Origin of the sequence: Paraburkholderia phymatum (assembly GCF_040965635.1) — a bacterium.
GTDB classification, from domain to species: domain Bacteria; phylum Pseudomonadota; class Gammaproteobacteria; order Burkholderiales; family Burkholderiaceae; genus Paraburkholderia; species Paraburkholderia phymatum_B.
The window spans coordinates 598,215-615,355 of record NZ_JBFRCH010000002.1 but is presented as its reverse complement, the minus strand read 5'-3'; the positions used below and the strand labels follow the sequence as shown (position 1 = coordinate 615,355).

15 protein-coding genes are annotated in these 17,141 nt (G+C 64.7%); 3 read left to right on the top strand and 12 right to left on the bottom strand.

Features of this window, described 5'->3' with window-relative positions; translation table 11 throughout:
• Positions 1-21 precede the first annotated feature (21 nt).
• The gene (pabB, locus tag AB4Y32_RS06175) at positions 22-1,902 is read left to right on the top strand and encodes an aminodeoxychorismate synthase component I (RefSeq protein ID WP_368720465.1); all 1,881 of its coding nucleotides are present in this window, start codon (positions 22-24) and stop codon (positions 1,900-1,902) included.
• Between the two features lie 357 nt (positions 1,903-2,259).
• Here pabB and panB read toward each other — a convergent pair whose 3' ends face one another.
• The 7 genes from panB to AB4Y32_RS06140 are packed head-to-tail and all read right to left on the bottom strand — an operon-like array spanning position 2,260 to position 8,704.
• Complete coding sequence (gene panB / locus AB4Y32_RS06170; protein ID WP_368720464.1) at positions 2,260-3,075, bottom strand: 3-methyl-2-oxobutanoate hydroxymethyltransferase; 816 nt, start codon at positions 3,073-3,075, stop codon at positions 2,260-2,262.
• A 43-nt stretch (positions 3,076-3,118) separates the two neighbouring features.
• Positions 3,119-3,799, bottom strand: a complete 681-nt coding sequence (locus AB4Y32_RS06165) for a deoxynucleoside kinase (protein ID WP_368720560.1) — start codon at positions 3,797-3,799, stop codon at positions 3,119-3,121.
• A gap of 11 nt (positions 3,800-3,810) precedes the next feature.
• A complete protein-coding gene (folK, locus tag AB4Y32_RS06160) occupies positions 3,811-4,437 on the bottom strand; it encodes a 2-amino-4-hydroxy-6-hydroxymethyldihydropteridine diphosphokinase (RefSeq protein ID WP_368720463.1) in 627 nt (208 codons plus the stop codon).
• A 48-nt stretch (positions 4,438-4,485) separates the two neighbouring features.
• A complete protein-coding gene (gene pcnB, locus AB4Y32_RS06155) occupies positions 4,486-6,123 on the bottom strand; it encodes a polynucleotide adenylyltransferase PcnB (RefSeq protein WP_368720462.1) in 1,638 nt (545 codons plus the stop codon).
• Positions 6,120-6,806: an HAD family hydrolase gene (locus AB4Y32_RS06150; protein WP_368720461.1), complete on the bottom strand. Its 687-nt coding sequence runs from the start codon at positions 6,804-6,806 to the stop codon at positions 6,120-6,122. Before AB4Y32_RS06150 ends, pcnB begins: the two co-directional genes overlap by 4 nt.
• 34 nt (positions 6,807-6,840) lie before the next feature.
• Positions 6,841-7,584 carry a DnaA regulatory inactivator Hda gene (gene hda / locus AB4Y32_RS06145; RefSeq protein ID WP_368720460.1) on the bottom strand — a complete coding sequence of 248 codons (744 nt, stop codon included), beginning with the start codon at positions 7,582-7,584 and terminating at the stop codon, positions 6,841-6,843.
• 43 nt (positions 7,585-7,627) lie between these two features.
• Positions 7,628-8,704 (bottom strand): AI-2E family transporter, encoded by a 1,077-nt coding sequence (locus AB4Y32_RS06140; RefSeq protein WP_368720459.1) that lies wholly within the window; start codon positions 8,702-8,704, stop codon positions 7,628-7,630.
• A gap of 107 nt (positions 8,705-8,811) precedes the next feature.
• Between AB4Y32_RS06140 and purM the strand changes: the two genes are divergently transcribed.
• Entirely contained in the window at positions 8,812-9,879 is a 1,068-nt protein-coding gene (purM, locus tag AB4Y32_RS06135) for a phosphoribosylformylglycinamidine cyclo-ligase (protein ID WP_368720458.1), read from the top strand.
• Positions 9,880-9,952: 73 nt separating this feature from the next.
• Here purM and miaA read toward each other — a convergent pair whose 3' ends face one another.
• Both miaA and mutL read right to left on the bottom strand, forming a co-directional pair.
• On the bottom strand, positions 9,953-10,924 hold the full coding sequence (gene miaA, locus AB4Y32_RS06130; protein ID WP_368720457.1) for a tRNA (adenosine(37)-N6)-dimethylallyltransferase MiaA: 972 nt from the start codon (positions 10,922-10,924) through the stop codon (positions 9,953-9,955).
• A gap of 49 nt (positions 10,925-10,973) precedes the next feature.
• Entirely contained in the window at positions 10,974-13,085 is a 2,112-nt protein-coding gene (mutL, locus tag AB4Y32_RS06125) for a DNA mismatch repair endonuclease MutL (RefSeq protein ID WP_368720456.1), read from the bottom strand.
• 238 nt (positions 13,086-13,323) lie between these two features.
• Here mutL and AB4Y32_RS06120 point away from each other — a divergent pair, with 238 nt between their 5' ends.
• Complete coding sequence (locus tag AB4Y32_RS06120; protein ID WP_368720455.1) at positions 13,324-14,013, top strand: DedA family protein; 690 nt, start codon at positions 13,324-13,326, stop codon at positions 14,011-14,013.
• 159 nt (positions 14,014-14,172) lie between these two features.
• Here the strand turns inward: AB4Y32_RS06120 and AB4Y32_RS06115 are convergent, their stop codons facing one another.
• The 3 genes from AB4Y32_RS06115 to AB4Y32_RS06105 all read right to left on the bottom strand — a co-directional run bounded on the left by AB4Y32_RS06115 (position 14,173) and on the right by AB4Y32_RS06105 (position 17,001).
• Complete coding sequence (locus AB4Y32_RS06115; protein WP_368720454.1) at positions 14,173-14,985, bottom strand: mechanosensitive ion channel family protein; 813 nt, start codon at positions 14,983-14,985, stop codon at positions 14,173-14,175.
• A 278-nt stretch (positions 14,986-15,263) separates the two neighbouring features.
• Positions 15,264-15,656, bottom strand: coding sequence for a hypothetical protein (locus AB4Y32_RS06110; protein WP_368720453.1), 393 nt, complete (start codon positions 15,654-15,656; stop codon positions 15,264-15,266).
• A gap of 283 nt (positions 15,657-15,939) precedes the next feature.
• The gene (locus tag AB4Y32_RS06105) at positions 15,940-17,001 is read right to left on the bottom strand and encodes a GlxA family transcriptional regulator (protein ID WP_368720452.1); all 1,062 of its coding nucleotides are present in this window, start codon (positions 16,999-17,001) and stop codon (positions 15,940-15,942) included.
• Between the last annotated feature and the right edge of the window lie 140 nt (positions 17,002-17,141).

The window sequence follows — 17,141 nt, the reverse complement described above, 5'->3', positions numbered from 1 at the left end:
GTTCCGAAGTTGGCGGTATGCATGACGTCTCACGAAACAGCGGCTCACGAAAGGGGCACCGTCTTCGCGTTGCTGGACGACTGCGACTCGACTCCGAGTCGCCCGTCGAGCAGGCTCTATACCGGCTTCCGGCACGAGCGCGCCTGTACTGACGTGGCGCAGCTGGATGCCGTCTGCGAGGCGGCGTCGGCCGATGTGGACGGCGGCCTTTTTGCGGTCGTGCTGACCGACTACGAATTCGGACAGGCCATGCATCAGAAGACGCAGCGCGCCGCTGGCACGCTGCGTTTTTTGTTGTTCGATTCTTGCCAGAAGATGTCGCGCGACGAGGTCGACGCATGGCTCGCGCTATACGACAGCGCGGCTGTCGAGCCGTCGGTGGCGGGCATCGGCGGCGTCGAGGCGAGCGTCGACGAACGCGAGTTCGCGCAGGCCATCGGCGCGATCCACGACGCCTTGCGCGCCGGCGACTCGTATCAGATCAACTACACGTACCGGCTCGACTTCGATGTGTTCGGCACGCCCGCCGCGCTGTTCCGGCGGCTACGCGCGCGGCAGTCGGTGCATTACGGCGCGTTGATCGCGCTGCCGGACGGCCGTTGGGTCGTGTCGTGCTCACCCGAACTTTTCGTCGAGAAGAAGGGCGCGTCGCTGCGCACACGACCGATGAAGGGCACCATGCCGCGCTCGGCGGATGCCGCGCAAGACCGCGCGGCTGCCGATTTTCTCGCTCACGATCCGAAGAATCGCGCGGAAAACGTAATGATCGTCGACTTGCTGCGCAACGACTTGTCGCGGATCGCAGAAACGGGCACGGTGAAGACGCCGGCGCTCTTTTCGATCGAGCCGTATCAATCGCTGTGGCAGATGACATCGACCGTCACGGCAACGCTGCGCGCGCGCACCACCTTCGCCGATGTCCTGCACGCGCTCTTTCCGTGCGGCTCGATCACGGGCGCGCCGAAGCACATGACGATGCAGCTCATCGAGCAGCTCGAATCGACGCCACGCGGCTTGTACACGGGTGCGATCGGCTGGCTCGATGCGCAGCCGGATCTCGGCGAAGCGGTCGGCCGGCAGTGTGGCGATTTCTGCCTGTCGGTGGCAATCCGCACGCTGACACTCGGCGCGCCGACGCAGGATGGCCGGCGGCGCGGCGAAATGGGCATCGGCGCGGGCATCGTGCTCGATAGCGTCGCGCAAGACGAATACGCGGAGTGCAAATTGAAAGCGCGTTTCCTGACGGAAGCCGATCCCGGTTTCCAGCTGTTCGAAACGATGTATGCGACGCGCGAGGACGGCGTGCGCTACCTCGATCGCCATATCGCGCGGCTTGGAAACAGCGCCCGCTGGCTGGGCTTCGCCTTCGACGAAGAGGCCGTGCGCGCGAAGCTCGCCGCGCAATGCGCCGCGCTGCGCGCCGACACACCGCACCGGATGCGGCTGACGCTCGACAAGACGGGCGCGGTGGAAATCGCCTCCGCGTTGCTCGTCCCGCTGACGGAGGAAGTGGTCGGCGTGCTGCTCGGCCCCGATCACGGTTTCGCGACGACGCAGGCGGCAGATCCGCTGCTGCTGCACAAGACGACGCGCCGCGCGGAATACGATCGCGGCTGGCGCGAAGCCGAAACGCATGATGCGTTCGATACGCTGTTCTTCAATGAGAAAGGCGAGTTGACTGAGGGCGGACGATCAAACGTGTTCGTGAAGCTGGAAGGTGGGTGGTGGACACCGCCGTTGTCATCTGGCGTGCTGCCGGGCGTGATGCGGAGTGTGTTGATCGACGACCCTGCGATGCAGGCGGGCGAGCGCGTATTGACTCGGGACGATGTGTCGAACGCAGAAGCGCTGATGCTCTGCAATGCGCTGCGCGGTGCGTTGCCGGCGCGGATTATCGGTTGATTGTTCTGGCCGGCAAATCGGAGAGGGCGCGCATCAGCCGTGATGGCGATGAATCAGTCGCCCGATCCACGCGGCGAGTCGCTCGTGCCAGGTGACGTCGTGTTGATGCGGGTGGCTTGCGTGGTCACGAATGCTCGTGACGTCAATCAGGCAAAAGGGGCTCATGGTCGTCTCTCCGTTGGCGCGCGGGTCTGCGCGTTGGAAAGAGAACGAAGATAGACGACGCAAATTGCACACCGAATCGGACCGTCTTAAAAGACTCGGGACGTTCGGTGCCAGTTGGCGACTGAACCCCGACAGCGGCGCCGGCGCATGTATGTATCACCACGCGCCGCCGCGCGCGCTTACAGCGTGTACTCAGAACGTGTGCTCGGCACCCGGAAACGTGCCGTCCTTCACGGCACGCACATACGTTTCGACGGCCGCCAGAATGCTCGGCTGTCCCTGCATGAAATCCTTCACGAAGCGCGGACGCTTGCCGGGGAAAATACCCAGCATGTCGTGCAGCACCAGCACCTGACCCGAGCACTCGACGCCCGCGCCGATACCGATCGTCGGAATGCGCAGTTGCGCCGTGACTTCGGCGGCGAGCAGCGTCGGCATCGCTTCCATTACGAGCAGCTGCGCGCCCGCGTCCTGCATCGCGCGCGAATCGCGCAGCAGCTGGCTCGCGCCCGCTTCCGTCTTGCCTTGCACCTTGAAGCCGCCGAACGCGTGCACCGATTGCGGCGTGAGCCCGACGTGCGCGCACACGGGCACCGCGCGTTCGACGAGAAAGCGCACCGTGTCCGCGAGCCACTCGCCGCCTTCGAGCTTCACCATCTGCGCGCCCGCCTGCATCAGCTTCACGGCGCTCGCGAACGCATCGGCGGGCGTGCCGTATGTGCCGAACGGCATGTCGGCGACGATCAGCGCGGACGGCTGCGCGCGTGCGACGCACGCCGTGTGATAAGCGATGTCATCGAGCGTGACGGGCAGCGTCGTCGTTTGTCCTTGCAGCACGTTGCCGAGCGAGTCGCCGATCAGCAGCACGTCGACGCCCGCGCGGTCGAGCAGCGCCGCGAAGCTCGCGTCGTAGCACGTGAGCATGGCGATTTTCTCGCCGGCCGCGCGCATCGCCTGCAGTTTCGGGACAGTGACGGCGCTGCGGCTCGTCTCCTGCAAATAGGTCATGGGATGTCCGTTGGGAGTGCGGCAGCGCGCTTACAGCCAGACGCTATAGCGCGGAGCCTTTGACAAAGAATTCCTTGCGCCCGCGCATCGTTTCGACGCGCTCGACGAGCAACGCAAGGTCCGCGTCGGAGTCGAGCGGATTCAGGTGTTCGGCGTTGACGGTGAGAACGGGCGCGCCGTCGTAGTGATAGAAGAACTCGTTGTACGCGTCGCACAGCGAGCGCAGGTACGCATCGGAAATCTGCAGTTCCATCGGCACTGCGCGCTTCTGGATGCGCGAGAACAGTACCTCCGGGCTCGCCTGCAGATAGATGATCAGATCCGGCACCGGACCCGGCACATCGAGCCGCGCGGCCAGCGCGCGATACAGCTGGAATTCGTCGTCCTGCAACGTCAGACGCGCGAAGATATCGTTCTTCTGCGTCATGAAATCGGTGATGAGCGGCGTGCCTGCCGTGCGCAGCGCGTCGATCTCCTGCACCTGCTGCGCGCGCTGCAACGCGAAGCTCAGTTGCGCGGGCAACGCATAGCGCGATGTGTCGCGATAGAAGCGTTCGAGAAACGGATTGTCCTGCGGGCGTTCGAAGAGTTCGTGCATCGACCAGCGTTGCGCGAGCCGGCGCGCGAGCGAGGTCTTGCCGACGCCGATCGGTCCTTCGATCGTCAGATAGCCGTGCGGCGGACGCAGGTCGGGTGCGGTGACGGTGAGCGGCGGGGCGGTCATCGGCAGCGAGTTCATCGGCAACCGCCCTTGGGGGCGTCGCCCGCTTCGCTGTCGCCGCTTGTTGTCGAGCTTGTCGCTGCGTCTGTCGCCGAGTTTGCCGCTGAATTTGCCGCTGAGTTTGCCGCCGAGTCTGCTGCGTTGATCATCGGACATTGACATGCCGACTTCATCTTTTCGATGCGCTGATCGGCGACGGCCGCAAGAAACGAATCGGCGCGGCCGCGTTGCGGAATGATCAGCGTGGGTTCGATTTCGACGAGCGGCACGAGCACGAACGCGCGCTCCGTCATGCGCGGATGCGGCACGATCAAATCTGGTTCGTCGATTGCGTGTTCGCCGTAAAGCAGGATGTCGAGATCGAGTGTGCGCGGCGCGTTGCGAAAGGGGCGCTCGCGGCCGAACTGATGCTCGATCTTGTGACACAGCGCGAGCAGGTGCCGCACGGGCATCGTCGTTTCGAGCTTCACGACCAGATTCAGATAGTCGTCGCCGCCCGCGTCGATCGGGGCGGTTCGATAGAGGCTCGATTTCGCGAGCACGGTGATGGTGTGCTGTTGTGCGAGGCACACCACCGCGTCTTTCAGGGTCTGGCGCGCGTCCCCGAGATTCGCGCCCAGGCCGAGATAGGCAACCGTCATGGCATAACTTCCTGCAACTTGCGTTCGACGGCGCGCGCCGGAACTGCGTCAGTCTTCACGCGGGCCGTCTTGGCTCGCATCGTTCGCTGCGCGGTTTCCCGAACCCGTGCCGCCCTCCATTCCGTCGCCCTGTTTGCTGCGGTTCCGGCTGCTGCGCCGCCGTCGTTTTCTGGGCGTCCGGTCCTTCCCGCCTTGCGCAAGCAGTGCTTCGCGCGCGGCGGCGTCTCCGTCGATGAACTCCGTCCACCACGAACCGACCGACTCATCCAGCTCGCCCGATTCGCAGCGCAACAGGAGGAAATCATACCCCGCTCTAAATCTTTGGTGTTCCAGCAGCTTCAGCGCGGTCCGGCCCGAGCGTTTTTCGAGGCGATGCTGGAGGCCCCAGATCTCGCGCATATCCGACGAGAAGCGCTTGTGAATCGCGAGCTTTTCGGTCTGCATGTCGAGCACGTCGTCCATCGCCTGATGCAGTGCGGGCACAGGGTATTCGCTGTTCGCCTGGTATTGCTGCCAGCGTTGCTGTACGTCGTGCCACAGGAGCGTCGCGAATAGAAAGCCCGGCGAGACCGGCTTGCCGGCGCGAACGCGCGCATCGGTGTTGTTTAGCGCAAGCGTGATGAAGCGCTCGCCGTGCGGCTGTTCGAGCACGACGTCGAGCAGCGGCAGCAGGCCGTGATGCAGCCCTTCCTTGCGCAGACGCTGCAGACACGCGAGCGCATGGCCCGACAGCAGCAGCTTCAGCATCTCGTCGAAGAGACGCGCGGCGGGTACGTTGTTGATCAGATCGGCGAGATCCGTGATCGGCGCGCGCGTCGCTTCTTCGATTTCGAAATCGAGCTTCGCGGCGAAGCGCACGACGCGCAGCATGCGCACCGGGTCTTCGCGATAGCGCGTGGCCGGGTCGCCGATCATGCGCAAGAGGCGCGCGCGCACATCGGACATGCCGTTGTGATAATCGAGCACCGTCTGCGTGGCGGGGTCGTAGTACATCGCGTTGACCGTGAAGTCGCGGCGTGTCGCGTCTTCGTGCTGCTCGCCCCATACGTTGTCGCGCAGCACGCGGCCGCTCGCGTCGACGGCATGCGTGCGCCGGTCCAGCTCGTCGCGCTTCAGACGGCGCGGCGGCGCGGCGCTGACGTCGGCATCGGCGGCTGGCGCGTCGACGAGCGCGCGGAACGTCGAGGTCTCGATGATTTCCTGGCCGAACTGCACGTGCACGATCTGAAAGCGCCGTCCGATGATGCGCGCGCGTCGAAAGAGCTTCTGCACCTGCTCAGGCGTGGCGTCGGTGGCGACGTCGAAGTCTTTCGGCGCGATGCCGAGCAGCAGATCGCGCACCGCGCCGCCGACGATGAACGCGCGGAAGCCCGCTTCTTGCAGGCCTTCCGTGACGCGGATCGCGTTGCGCGAAATCAGCGACGGGTCGATGCCGTGAATATCGCAAGAGATGATGACGGGCGCGTCCGGCTCGGGTATCGCTGCTGCCGCGGCCGGCTTGCGGCGCGAGCTGCCTTTTGACGATGCAGCGCTGCCTTTCGATGACGCCGCGGCCGTGCGCCCCGTTTGCGCGCGTTCATGGCCGTTGCCGTCGGGCGGATTGTTGTCGGTTTGAGCAGATGGCGCGGCCGCGTCGGCGGGGTCCGCGTCCTGTCCGAGCAGCTTGCGAATGAGTTTCTTGATCACGTGGGTTGAAAGAGTTCGAGGATGCGCCAGCCGTGCTTCTGCGAATGCGCGCGCAACGTGTCGTCAGGGTTGGTCGCGATCGGGTCGGTGACCTTTTCGAGCAACGGGATGTCGTTGTGCGAATCGCTGTAGAAATAGCTGCGCTCGAAGTCCGACCATGTTTTGCCCAGCGACGCGAGCCATTCCTCCGTGCGCACGATCTTGCCTTCGCGGTAGCTAGGCGTGCCCTTCGGAAAGCCCGTGTAGGCCGAAGCCGGATGGCCGTCGATCGTCTCCACTTCGCACGCGATCAGCTTGTCGATGCCGAACACTTCGGCGATGGGCGCGGTGATGAATTCGTTCGTCGCGGTGACCATGCAGCACAGGTCGCCCGCGTCGAGATGCTTGCGCACCAGTTCCATCGCGGCGGGGATGATCGCGGGCTTGATCACTTCGTGCATGTACTGGTCGTGCCACGCCTTTAGCTGCTCGCGCGAATACTTCGCGAGCGGCGTCAGCATGGCGACCAGATACGCATGAATGTCCAGCTTGCCGGCCTTGTAGTCGGCATAGAAGCGGTCGTTCTCACGCGCGAAATTCTCGGCGTCGACGATGCCGAGCTTCACCATGAAGCGGCCCCATTCGTGGTCGCTGTCGGTGGGGATGAGCGTGTGATCGAGGTCGAAGAGAGCGAGGTTGGCCATGGGGGACTATTTTACTTGAAGCGGATGACGAGGCTTAGGGCGTGACACGGCGCGGGCTGTCGGGTCCGTCGCCGCCGCTGTTGCCGCTGCTGCCGGGCGACGCGAGCATCGTGCGCAACAGCGGCAGCGTCACCGCGCGCTTTTGTTCGAGCGAAAAGCGGTCGAGCGCGTCGAGCAGCGCCATCAGGCTCGGCATATCGCGGCGGAAATGGGTGAGCAGATAGGCGGGCACGTCGTCGGCGAGATTGATGCCGCGCTCGCGCGCAGCGTGCTTCAGCACGGCCGCCTTGCCTTCGTCGGCGAGCGGCGCGAGGTGGAACACGAGGCCCCAGCCGAGACGCGTGCGCAGGTCCTCGCGCACTTCGAGCCCCATCGGCGCGGCGTTGCCCGTCGCGACGAGCGCGCTCGTCGGATGCGCGCGCACTTCGTTGAACAGGTTGAAGAGCGCGATCTGCTGCGCGCCGGACAGACGGTCGCAATCGTCGATTGCATACAGCGCGACGGAAGGGTCGAAATCGAACGCGGCGAGGCTGCTTTGCGGGCCGGCGTAGCGTGCGTGTCCCGGCGGCGCTTCGTGCGCGAGCGCTTCCAGCAGATGCGTGCGTCCGCTGCCCGTCTCGCCCCACACGTAGAACGTGCGGTCCGCGACGGGGCCCGCCGCGAGCGCCGCGTCCAGTTCGCGCAGGCGCGTGACCAGCTCGGCGTTGGCGCCGGCGAAGAAGTTGTCGAATGTCGATGGCGGCGGGGTGCCGAGATCGAGCGTCAGTTGGCGCGACACGATAGATAAGCCGTAAGTGAGCCCTAAGTAACCCGACAGGCGATCAGTTCTTGTAAAGCGAACTCGACAGATAGCTCTGCCGCAGCTCGCGCAGCGCGACCGACAGGATCGCGCTCACGGGCAGCGCGAGCAGCACGCCGAAAAAGCCGAACAGCTGGCCGAAAGCGAGCAGCGCGAAGATCACCGCGAGCGGATGCAGGCCGATCCGTTCGCCGACGAGTCGCGGCGTCAGAAAGAAGCTCTCCAGTATCTGGCCGATCCCGTAAACCACGGCGACGGCGCCGAACCCATACCAGTTGCCGAACTGCAGCAGCGCGGCGACGAGCGCGAGCGCGAGGCCCGTCGCGAAGCCGATGTACGGAATGAACACGGCGAGCCCCGTGAAGATGCCCACGGGCAGCGCGATCTCGAAGCCGGCGATGTACAGCGCGAGCGCGTAGTACACGGCGAGCACGCCCATCACGAGCAACTGGCCGCGCAGGTATTGCGACAGCATGTGATCCATGTCGCGCGCGAGGTGGATCGTCTTCGAGAACCAGCGGCGCGGGATGAAGCCGCGCAGGCGCGCGAGCATCGCGTTCCAGTCGTACAGCAGGTAGAACAGCACGAGCGGCACCATCACCACATTGCCCACGACCGTGATCATCACGTTCGAACTGGTGCGGATCGAAGTCCACGCGTACAACGCGACCGTCTGCGCGCTGCCTTCGAGCTGGCTCATCACCATGTCGCGGATACTCGCGAAGTCGAGCGGATCAGCGAGGCCCAGCATCGCGAGCTTCGGCTGCAGCCAGAAGTGCAGGTGCGAGAAGAAACCGGGGACCTGCCGTTTCAGTTGCGGCACTTCCTTCTGGATGACGGCGAGCACGAGCAGCGCCAGCAGCGTGACGATCAGCACGAACAGCAGCATCATCAGAAGCGCGGCGAGGCCGCGCGGCACGCGCCGGCGCATGAGCCAGGCAACGCCCGGCTGCAGGATATAAGCGAGGATCGCGCCGAGCAGAAACGGCGTGAGCACGGGGCTCAGCAGCCAGAGGAGAATGCCCACGGCTAGCGCGATGCCAAGCCAGATGAAGGCGCGGCGCTGATACGGCGTGAGGATCGGACTGTTTTGCTGCAAAGCGGATTTCCCAGGTGTCGTGTCGTCGGAGGCGGCGTTTCAAATTCCAGCCACACGGCCGGCATCGGGTAAAATCGCATTTTACCGACCTTCCGAGCTCTCCCCTCATGAATCAACCGAAATCCGCCCCGAATTCCCCTGATTCGGCCCACGGTTTGTCGTATCGCGACGCAGGCGTGGACATCGACGCGGGTGACGCCCTCGTCGACGCGATCAAGCCCTTTGCCAAGAAGACGCTGCGCGACGGCGTGCTGGGCGGCATCGGCGGTTTCGGCGCGCTGTTCGAGGTGCCGAAGAAGTACAAGGAGCCCGTGCTCGTGTCGGGTACGGACGGCGTCGGCACCAAGCTGAAGCTCGCGTTCCAGCTGAACAGGCACGATACCGTCGGCCAGGACCTCGTCGCGATGAGCGTCAACGACATTCTCGTGCAAGGCGCCGAGCCGCTCTTCTTCCTCGACTATTTCGCGTGCGGCAAGCTGGACGTCGGCACGGCGGCCACTGTCGTCAAGGGCATCGCGAAGGGCTGCGAGCTGGCCGGCTGCGCACTGATCGGCGGCGAAACGGCTGAAATGCCCGGCATGTACCCCGACGGCGAATACGACCTCGCGGGCTTCGCTGTCGGCGCGGTCGAGAAGAGCAAGATCATCGACGGCAGCAAGATCGTCCCCGGCGACGTCGTGCTGGGCCTCGCGTCGAGCGGCATCCATTCGAACGGCTACTCGCTCGTGCGCAAGATCATCGAGCGTGCGCAGCCCGACCTGAACGCCGATTTCGACGGCCGCTCGCTCGCCGAAGCGCTGATGGCGCCGACGCACATCTACGTGAAGCCGCTGCTCTCGCTGATGCAGCAGCTCGAAGTGAAGGGCATGGCGCACATCACGGGCGGCGGTCTGGTCGAAAACATTCCCCGCGTGCTGAAAGAGGGCCTGACGGCCGAGCTCGATCACCGCGCATGGCCGCTGCCGCCGCTGTTTTCGTGGCTGCAGAAGCATGGCGGCGTCGCCAATGAGGAAATGCATCGCGTGTTCAACTGCGGCATCGGCATGGCCGTGATCGTGTCGGCCGCCGATGCCGAAAAGGCGATCGGCCTGCTGTCCGCCGCGGGCGAGCAGGTGTGGAAGATCGGCGCAGTGCGCGCGAGCAAGGAAGGCGAGGCGCAGACCGTCGTGGTCTGAAGCGTAGCGTCGCTGAAAAGGTCAGAAAGCCGCCCGGCTGCGAAGCCCGGCGGCTTTTTTATGTGTTCGCGTCTTATTGGTCCGCGCCCGACGCCACGCGCTCGATCGCGTGCAACGCCTGCGCCGTTGCATCGTCCGCGCAGCAGTCGATCACGATCCGCTCCGGCATCGCGCGCAGCCACGTCAGCTGGCGCTTGCACAACTGGCGCGTCGCGAAGATGCCTTTATCGCGCATCGTGTCGTAGTCGGTTTCGCCGTCCAGGTATTCCCACGCCTGGCGGTATCCGACGCAGCGCATCGACGGCAGGGCCGGATGCAGATCGCCGCGCGCGCGCAACGCCTTCACTTCGTCGATGAAACCGTTCGCGAGCATCGCGTCGAAGCGCTGCGCGATGCGTGCGTGCAGCACGCCGCGATCGGACGGCTCCAGCGCGATGGGGACGAAACGATAGCGGCGCGCGGCGTCGTCGTCGCGAGCGGGCGCGGCGAGCAGCGCCGACATCGGCTGGCCCGTCAGCATGAATACTTCGAGCGCGCGCTGGATGCGCTGCGAATCGTTCGGCGCGAGGCGCGCGGCCGTGACGGGATCGACGTCGGCGAGGCGTGCGTGCAGCGCGGGCCAGCCTTCGCGCGCGGCGTCGGCGTCGAGCGTCGCGCGCACGTCGGGATCGGCGGCGGGCAGATCGTTCAGGCCCTGCGTCAACGCCCTGTAGTAAAGCATCGTGCCGCCGACCAGCAGCGGCACATTACCCCGCGCGACGACTTCGCCGACGAGCCGCAACGCATCGGCGCGAAAATCGGCTGCCGAGTACGCGTCGATGGGATCGACGATATCGATCAGATGATGAGGCGCGACGGTGCGTTCTTCCGGCGACGGCTTCGCGGTGCCGATGTCCATCTCGCGATAGACGAGCGCCGAATCGACGCTGACGATTTCGACGGGAGCGCGCGCGGCGAACGCGAGCGCGGCGGCCGTCTTGCCGGAGGCGGTCGGGCCGAGCAGACAGGCGATGGGCTGCGCTTTTTGCTGCGCTTCTTGCTGCATTTTGTGCTGCGTCATGACAGGCGTGAGCGGAATGGGGCGGCGGAGCCGCTCATTGTCCGCGCATGAACAGGCGGTCGAGATCGGCGAGCGTCAGCTGATACCACGTCGGACGTCCGTGATTGCATTGATCCGCGCGTTCCGTCGCTTCCATCTGGCGCAGCAGCGCGTTCATCTCGTCGAGCGTCAGACGCCGGTTCGCGCGCACCGCGTGATGGCACGCGAGCGTGCCGAGCAGTTCGTGCTGCCGTTCCGTCAGCACGCGCGAGCCGCCATACGCATGCAGATCGGACAGTACCGCGCGCGCAAGCGACTGCAAGTCGGCGTCTTTCAGGAGCGCGGGCACGGCGCGAATCGCGATGCTCGTCGGCGACAGCACGGCGAGATCGAAGCCGAGCGCATCGAGCGTCTCGCGCTCTTCTTCGACGACGCCAATTTCGACGCCGTCGGCCGTCATCGACAACGGGATCAGCAACGGCTGCACCGCGATCGTCCGGTCGGCGAGCGCGTTCTTGAACTGCTCGTACAGGATGCGCTCGTGCGCCGCGTGCATATCGACGATCACGAGGCCGCGCGCGTTTTGCGCCAGCACATAGATGCCGTGGATCTGGCCGAGCGCGAAGCCGAGCGGCTGCTCGTCGTTCGCGTCGAAAGTTTGCGGCGCGCCGGGCGGCTGCTGCCGTGGCGTGAAGCCCGAGGGCGCACGGCCATAGTCGGCCGTATCGGGCGTATATGGCGTATCGTCCGCGTCGCGCAGTTCGAGCGCCGTCGTGCCTTGCGCGGTGCCTGCGCCGATGTCCTTGCGCCCGAACAGCGCATCGTAGAGCGCGAGCGGTTGCGCGACGGGCAGCGTGCCTTGCGTCATGCGCGCCTGGCGCAGCCACGTATTGCCGGGCTGCGAGCTGCCGCCGTCGCTGACCTTGAAGCCGCCGCCCAGCGGCGTCGAGCCGAACGAAGACGGTGTCGTTGCAGGCGTCGCGGACGGCATCGGTTCGATGCGCGCGGCGTGACCACCCGATGTCGTTTCCGGCGACGCGCCCGCATGTCGCGCGAGCGCGCGCTGAACCGCATGGAACACAAACTGGTGAATCGAGCGCGAATCGCGAAAGCGCACTTCGATCTTCGACGGATGCACGTTCACGTCGACGGCCTCGGGCGGAAGATCGAGGAACAGCACGTACGACGGAAAGCGGTCGCCGTGGAGCACGTCTTCATACGCGGCGCGCACCGCGTGCGTGAGCAGCTTGTCGCGCACGAAGCGGCCGTTGACGAAGAAATACTGCTGATCGGCGCGCCCGCGGCTCGCCGTCGGCAGACCTGCGCAGCCATACACGGCGAGCGGTCCCGCCGATTCGTCGAGGGGCAGATGCGCAGTCGCGAACGTCTCGCCGAGAATCTTCGCGACCCGCGTCGCCGGATCGCTCGCATTCCAGTGCTCGACGGCGCGGCCGTTATGCAGCACCGAAATCGCGACGTCCGGGCGCGCGAGCGCGGCGCGACGAATCATCTCGAGGCAATGGCCGAGTTCGGTCTGCTCGCTCTTCAGGAACTTGCGGCGCGCGGGCGTGTTGAAGTACAGCTCGCGCACTTCGATCGTCGTGCCTCGCGTGCCGGCAGCGGGCGATAGCGCGCCCGTCTGCGCATCGATACGCATCGCGTGCGAAGCGTGCCCGGTGCGGCTCGTGATGTACATTTCCGATACCGACGCGATCGACGCGAGCGCCTCGCCGCGAAACCCGAGCGTCGCGACGGCTTCGAGTTCGGCGAGCGAGCGGATTTTGCTGGTTGCGTGGCGCATCAGCGCTAGCGCGAGTTCGCCTTCGGGAATGCCGCCGCCGTCGTCGGTGATCGAAATGCGCTTGACGCCGCCTTCGTCGAGCAGGATGCGCAGCGTTTTGGCGCCTGCATCGAGCGCATTTTCGAGCACCTCCTTCACGACGGATGCTGGCCGCTCGACCACTTCACCCGCGGCGATCTGGCTGATCAGCTGATCGGGAAGCGGCTGGATCGCGCGCAATGCGCGCTGCGTGGCGGCGCTGTCGACGGCGTTCACAGCGGGGCTTGAAGCCGGGTCCGAAGCCTGGTCCAAAGCAGGACCGGATGCGGGGCTCGTCGAAGGCTTGTTGCCGTCGGGCGTTTCGGAAGATTCGGGGATCGCGGACATGGCGAAATTATAGCGATTCGTCGCAGATCGTCTGAGCGCGTGACTGAATCTGCGATTGAACGTGCGGTTGATACGAGCCGATCGAGGCCTGCGACTTTTTTTCAAGACGTCATGGCACTTCGGTATCATGGCGCGGTCAAGTTTAGGCTCGGGTGCGAATCGTGATTTCGCCTCGCATTCCACACGCGACGGCCGCCGCGCCCGTCATGTCAGCCATCTGCTTTTTAAAGGACGATCTTTGGACACGCTGCTGCAATTCGTCAATCTTGTCCTGCACATCGACAAGTTTCTTGGAGTCTTTATCCATCAGTACGGCGCGTGGGTCTACGCGGTGCTGTTCCTGATCGTGTTCTGCGAGACGGGTCTCGTGGTGCTGCCGTTTCTGCCCGGCGATTCGCTGCTTTTTATCGGCGGCGCGTTTTGCGCGACGGGCGAAATGAACATCGAACTGCTGATCGTGCTGCTGCTGGCCGGGGCCGTGCTGGGCAACACCGTCAACTATCTGATCGGCCGCGCGCTCGGGCCGAAGGTGTTCAACTCACACATTCCCGTGCTCGAACGCTTTCTCGACCGCGAGGCGCTGCGCAAGACACACGACTTCTACGAGCGCCACGGCGGCAAGACCATCGTGCTCGCGCGTTTCATTCCCGTCGTGCGGACGTTTGCGCCATTCGTAGCGGGGGCGTCGCAGATGGGTGTCCGGCGCTTCCAGTTGTTCAATATCGCGGGGGCGTTGTTCTGGGTGCTGCTGCTCACGCTGCTCGGCTATTTCTTCGGCAACATTCCGTTTATTCGCCAGTATCTGAATGTGATCGTGCTGGTAGGTATCGGCGCGGCGATCGTGCCCGTGGCGCTCGGCGCGCTGTGGAAGATGATGCGCGGCAAGCGTCAACCGACAAGGTCGGCGAGCAACCATACGGGGCATTGAGCGCGGGGGCTGCGAGGGGATTGCCCTCGACCGCCCGCTCGCACGAAGCGAGGCAATCCCCTCGCGACAAATCGAGAACGACGAAGCCGCGCGCCGCAAAAAGAACTACGCAGCCGAGCGCCGCACAAAGAACTACGCAGCCGTGCGCCGCACAAAGAACTACGCAGCCGCGCGCCGCACGAAAGGCGTTTCGGGCGTCGGATAACCCGCTTCGCGGAACGTCTCGACAATCGCGCGGTTCGTATCGAAGTACACCTGCCAGTAGTTGTCGTTGTGCGTGTACGGCCGCACGCACAGCAGCGGACCTTCCGGCGTGAACGACAACAGTTCGACATCGGGCGCTGGATTCTGCGAGACATTCGGAATCTTCGTCACGGCCACGCGCAGGCGATTGGCGGCATCGACGGGATCGACGCCGTGCGCCACCTTCGCCGTCAGCTCGACGCGCCGCACGGGCTGCGCGCTGAAGTTCGAGATCACGCCGGAAAAGATCGTGTTGTTGCCGACGATGGTCAACACGTTATCGGGCGTGATGATCGTCGTGCCGAACAGGCCCAGTTCCTGCACCGTGCCCGTGACGCCGCCCGCCGTCACGAAATCGCCGACCTTGAACGGCCGCAGCACCTGCATGAAGACGCCCGCCGCGAAATGCGCGAGCAGCCCGCCCCAGGCTGTGCCCACCGCAAGGCCGACGCCCGCGAGCAACGCGGCGAACGAGGTCGTCTGCACGCCGAACACCTGCAGAATCGCCAGCACCAGCAGCAGGTTCAGGATGCCGGCGAGTATCGAGCCGAGATAGTGCGCAAGCGTCGGATCGACCTTGCTGTTGCGCGAGAGCAGCTTGCGGACCAGGCCGGTGATGAGCCCAATCACCCATCGCCCGACGATCCATAGAACGATCGCACCGAGTACCTTGGTCCCGAAGTCGATGCCCCGGGTCATCAGAAAGACGCGTACGGCTTCAATGTCCACGATTCCCTCGCCTGAGTCGGTTTGCGCTTGACTGACTGCGTGCATGCGACGACGCAGAGGAACGCGGCGCGGACGGGCCGGGCGAGTCCGCGAGAGGAAGCGACGCCGCGTCCATCGCTTGTGCTGCACGACGTTTTATCTGGTACGGCGAACGGCTGGAGGAGGCTGGTTGCCCGATATGCAAGAAGGGTGGCGCAAGTCGCGCCGCATGCAATCATCGAATGTTATAGGCGACGGCGCGCCTACTAGCAAGGCGTATTCCCGGCCTTCTTGCCTGCCTACATGGGGAGTTGCGATTTGGTGTACGCCGACGTCTGGATGACGGCAGAGCCTTGCGCCCCCTGTGACGCCTTGCGGCCGCGCATGCGCGCCAGACAGACCGCGATGCCGGACGCCGTCAGATACGCGGCGAAGCGCTGCATGAAGGATTCCGTGGTGCTGAACTTGCCGTAGCGCGTCTGCGAATCCGCGAACACCAGAAAGGTCAGCGCGGCGTCGAACGCCAGTGCAATCGCGATGAACACGAAAAACACGAGATAGCCGTTCGCCTTTGCGCCGGGCCTCATCCCGTTGAACAGGCTGCATACCGTCAGCATGACGGCGAGGATGACCAGGTTCGAAATCAGATCGAGCAGGAAGTTGACCATGACGTTGAGATCAAAGCGTTGCATTGCGAACGCTGCTCGCCATGTGTCGTCGACGTGTTGCAACCGGCACCGCGAGTAGCCGCGGGATGATTGCACGTCTTTTCATCTCGATAAATGCAAATATACGGAGTGCACAATAACGCGTTGGTCGCGCACGACAGGCAATGAGCCGGCGCGCGGCTGCCGGGCAGGACGAATGCAAAAAAGACACAAGGGTCTCCGGTTGCCCGAAGACCCTTGTGTTTTCACTGTGACGACGGATGTCTGGTCAGTCTCTTGTCGTCGCGCCCGCGAGCCGCGCAGCCCGTCAGCCTTTGGAAGCGCTGCGCCGATGTGCCGCGCGGTAGTCGGTCGGCGAGATCGACAGGCGCTTGCGAAAGATCTTTGCGAGCCCGTCGCCGCTGCGCACGCCACAACGGCGCGCGATGCCGTCGATCGACATGTCCGTCTCCGCGAGTAGCAGGCAGCTCGCGTCGAGCCGCGCGCGCAGCAGGTATTCGGACGGCGTGAGCCCGATTTGCGACTTGAAGCGGCGCAGGAAATTACGCTCGCTCATCTTCGCGACTTCGGCCGCCTCGGCCACCGAAATATGGCGCGTGTAGTTCTCGCGTATCCAGTGCGCGGCCGTCGTGATCTTGCGGCTGATGCCTTTCTTCTCATCGTCGTCGAGAAGCGCATCGAGGCGGCGCGACGCGCCCGACAGCGCGCGCTCCGACACGAGCCGCGCCATCGGCGTGCCGTGATCGCGCTTGATGACCGTGAGCGCCGCCGCAATCGAACGCACGGGCGCGTCGACATCGAGCGTTGCGCCAGACTCGATCTGCCATTGCGGATCGTTCGGGACGGGCGCGAGCGCCTTGCCGAACGGATCGGTCGCGCCCGGCACGTTGCGCCAGCCGCGCCGCTCGAATGCGAGATCGGCGGCGGCGAGCACGCCGAGGCCCTCGTCGAGCGCCTTGACGACGCGGATTTTCGGCGCGATCGCGCGCAGCCGCCGGATCAGCCGCTCGTTCGCCTTCGCGCGCGACGCGCCCGGACCGCCGACGATGAACAGCGTGTCGAAGCCGTTCAGCAGCGGCCCATTCAGGCTCTCTGTCCACACGCGCAGCGTACAACTGCTCATTACACTGCCGCCCATTTCGGACAGCATCACGATCGAATACGAGGGTTCGACGCCCGAACCCTCGCCAGACTGATCCGCCTGAGCTTCATTGGCGAGTCGGAATGCGTCGGCAAGCAGACACACGTCGCTTAACGGAAATCGTTCAAAAACGAGAATACCGATACGTTTGACCATGTGCCCGACGTTGACGACTGCGCTGTACGAGGATGAATCCAGCCACTGATTCACCGCGTGCTCATATCGCATCGTCTGTCTCCAGTGCCGAGGACGGCGAAAGAGTAAGGTCTGTGTACTTTGCGTCAATCATAGGCCGACGTTTTTACCCGCTGTCGATTGGCGTCGGAAAAAAACGAGAAGTTGGCAGATCGGCTCGATATTCGTGGGAA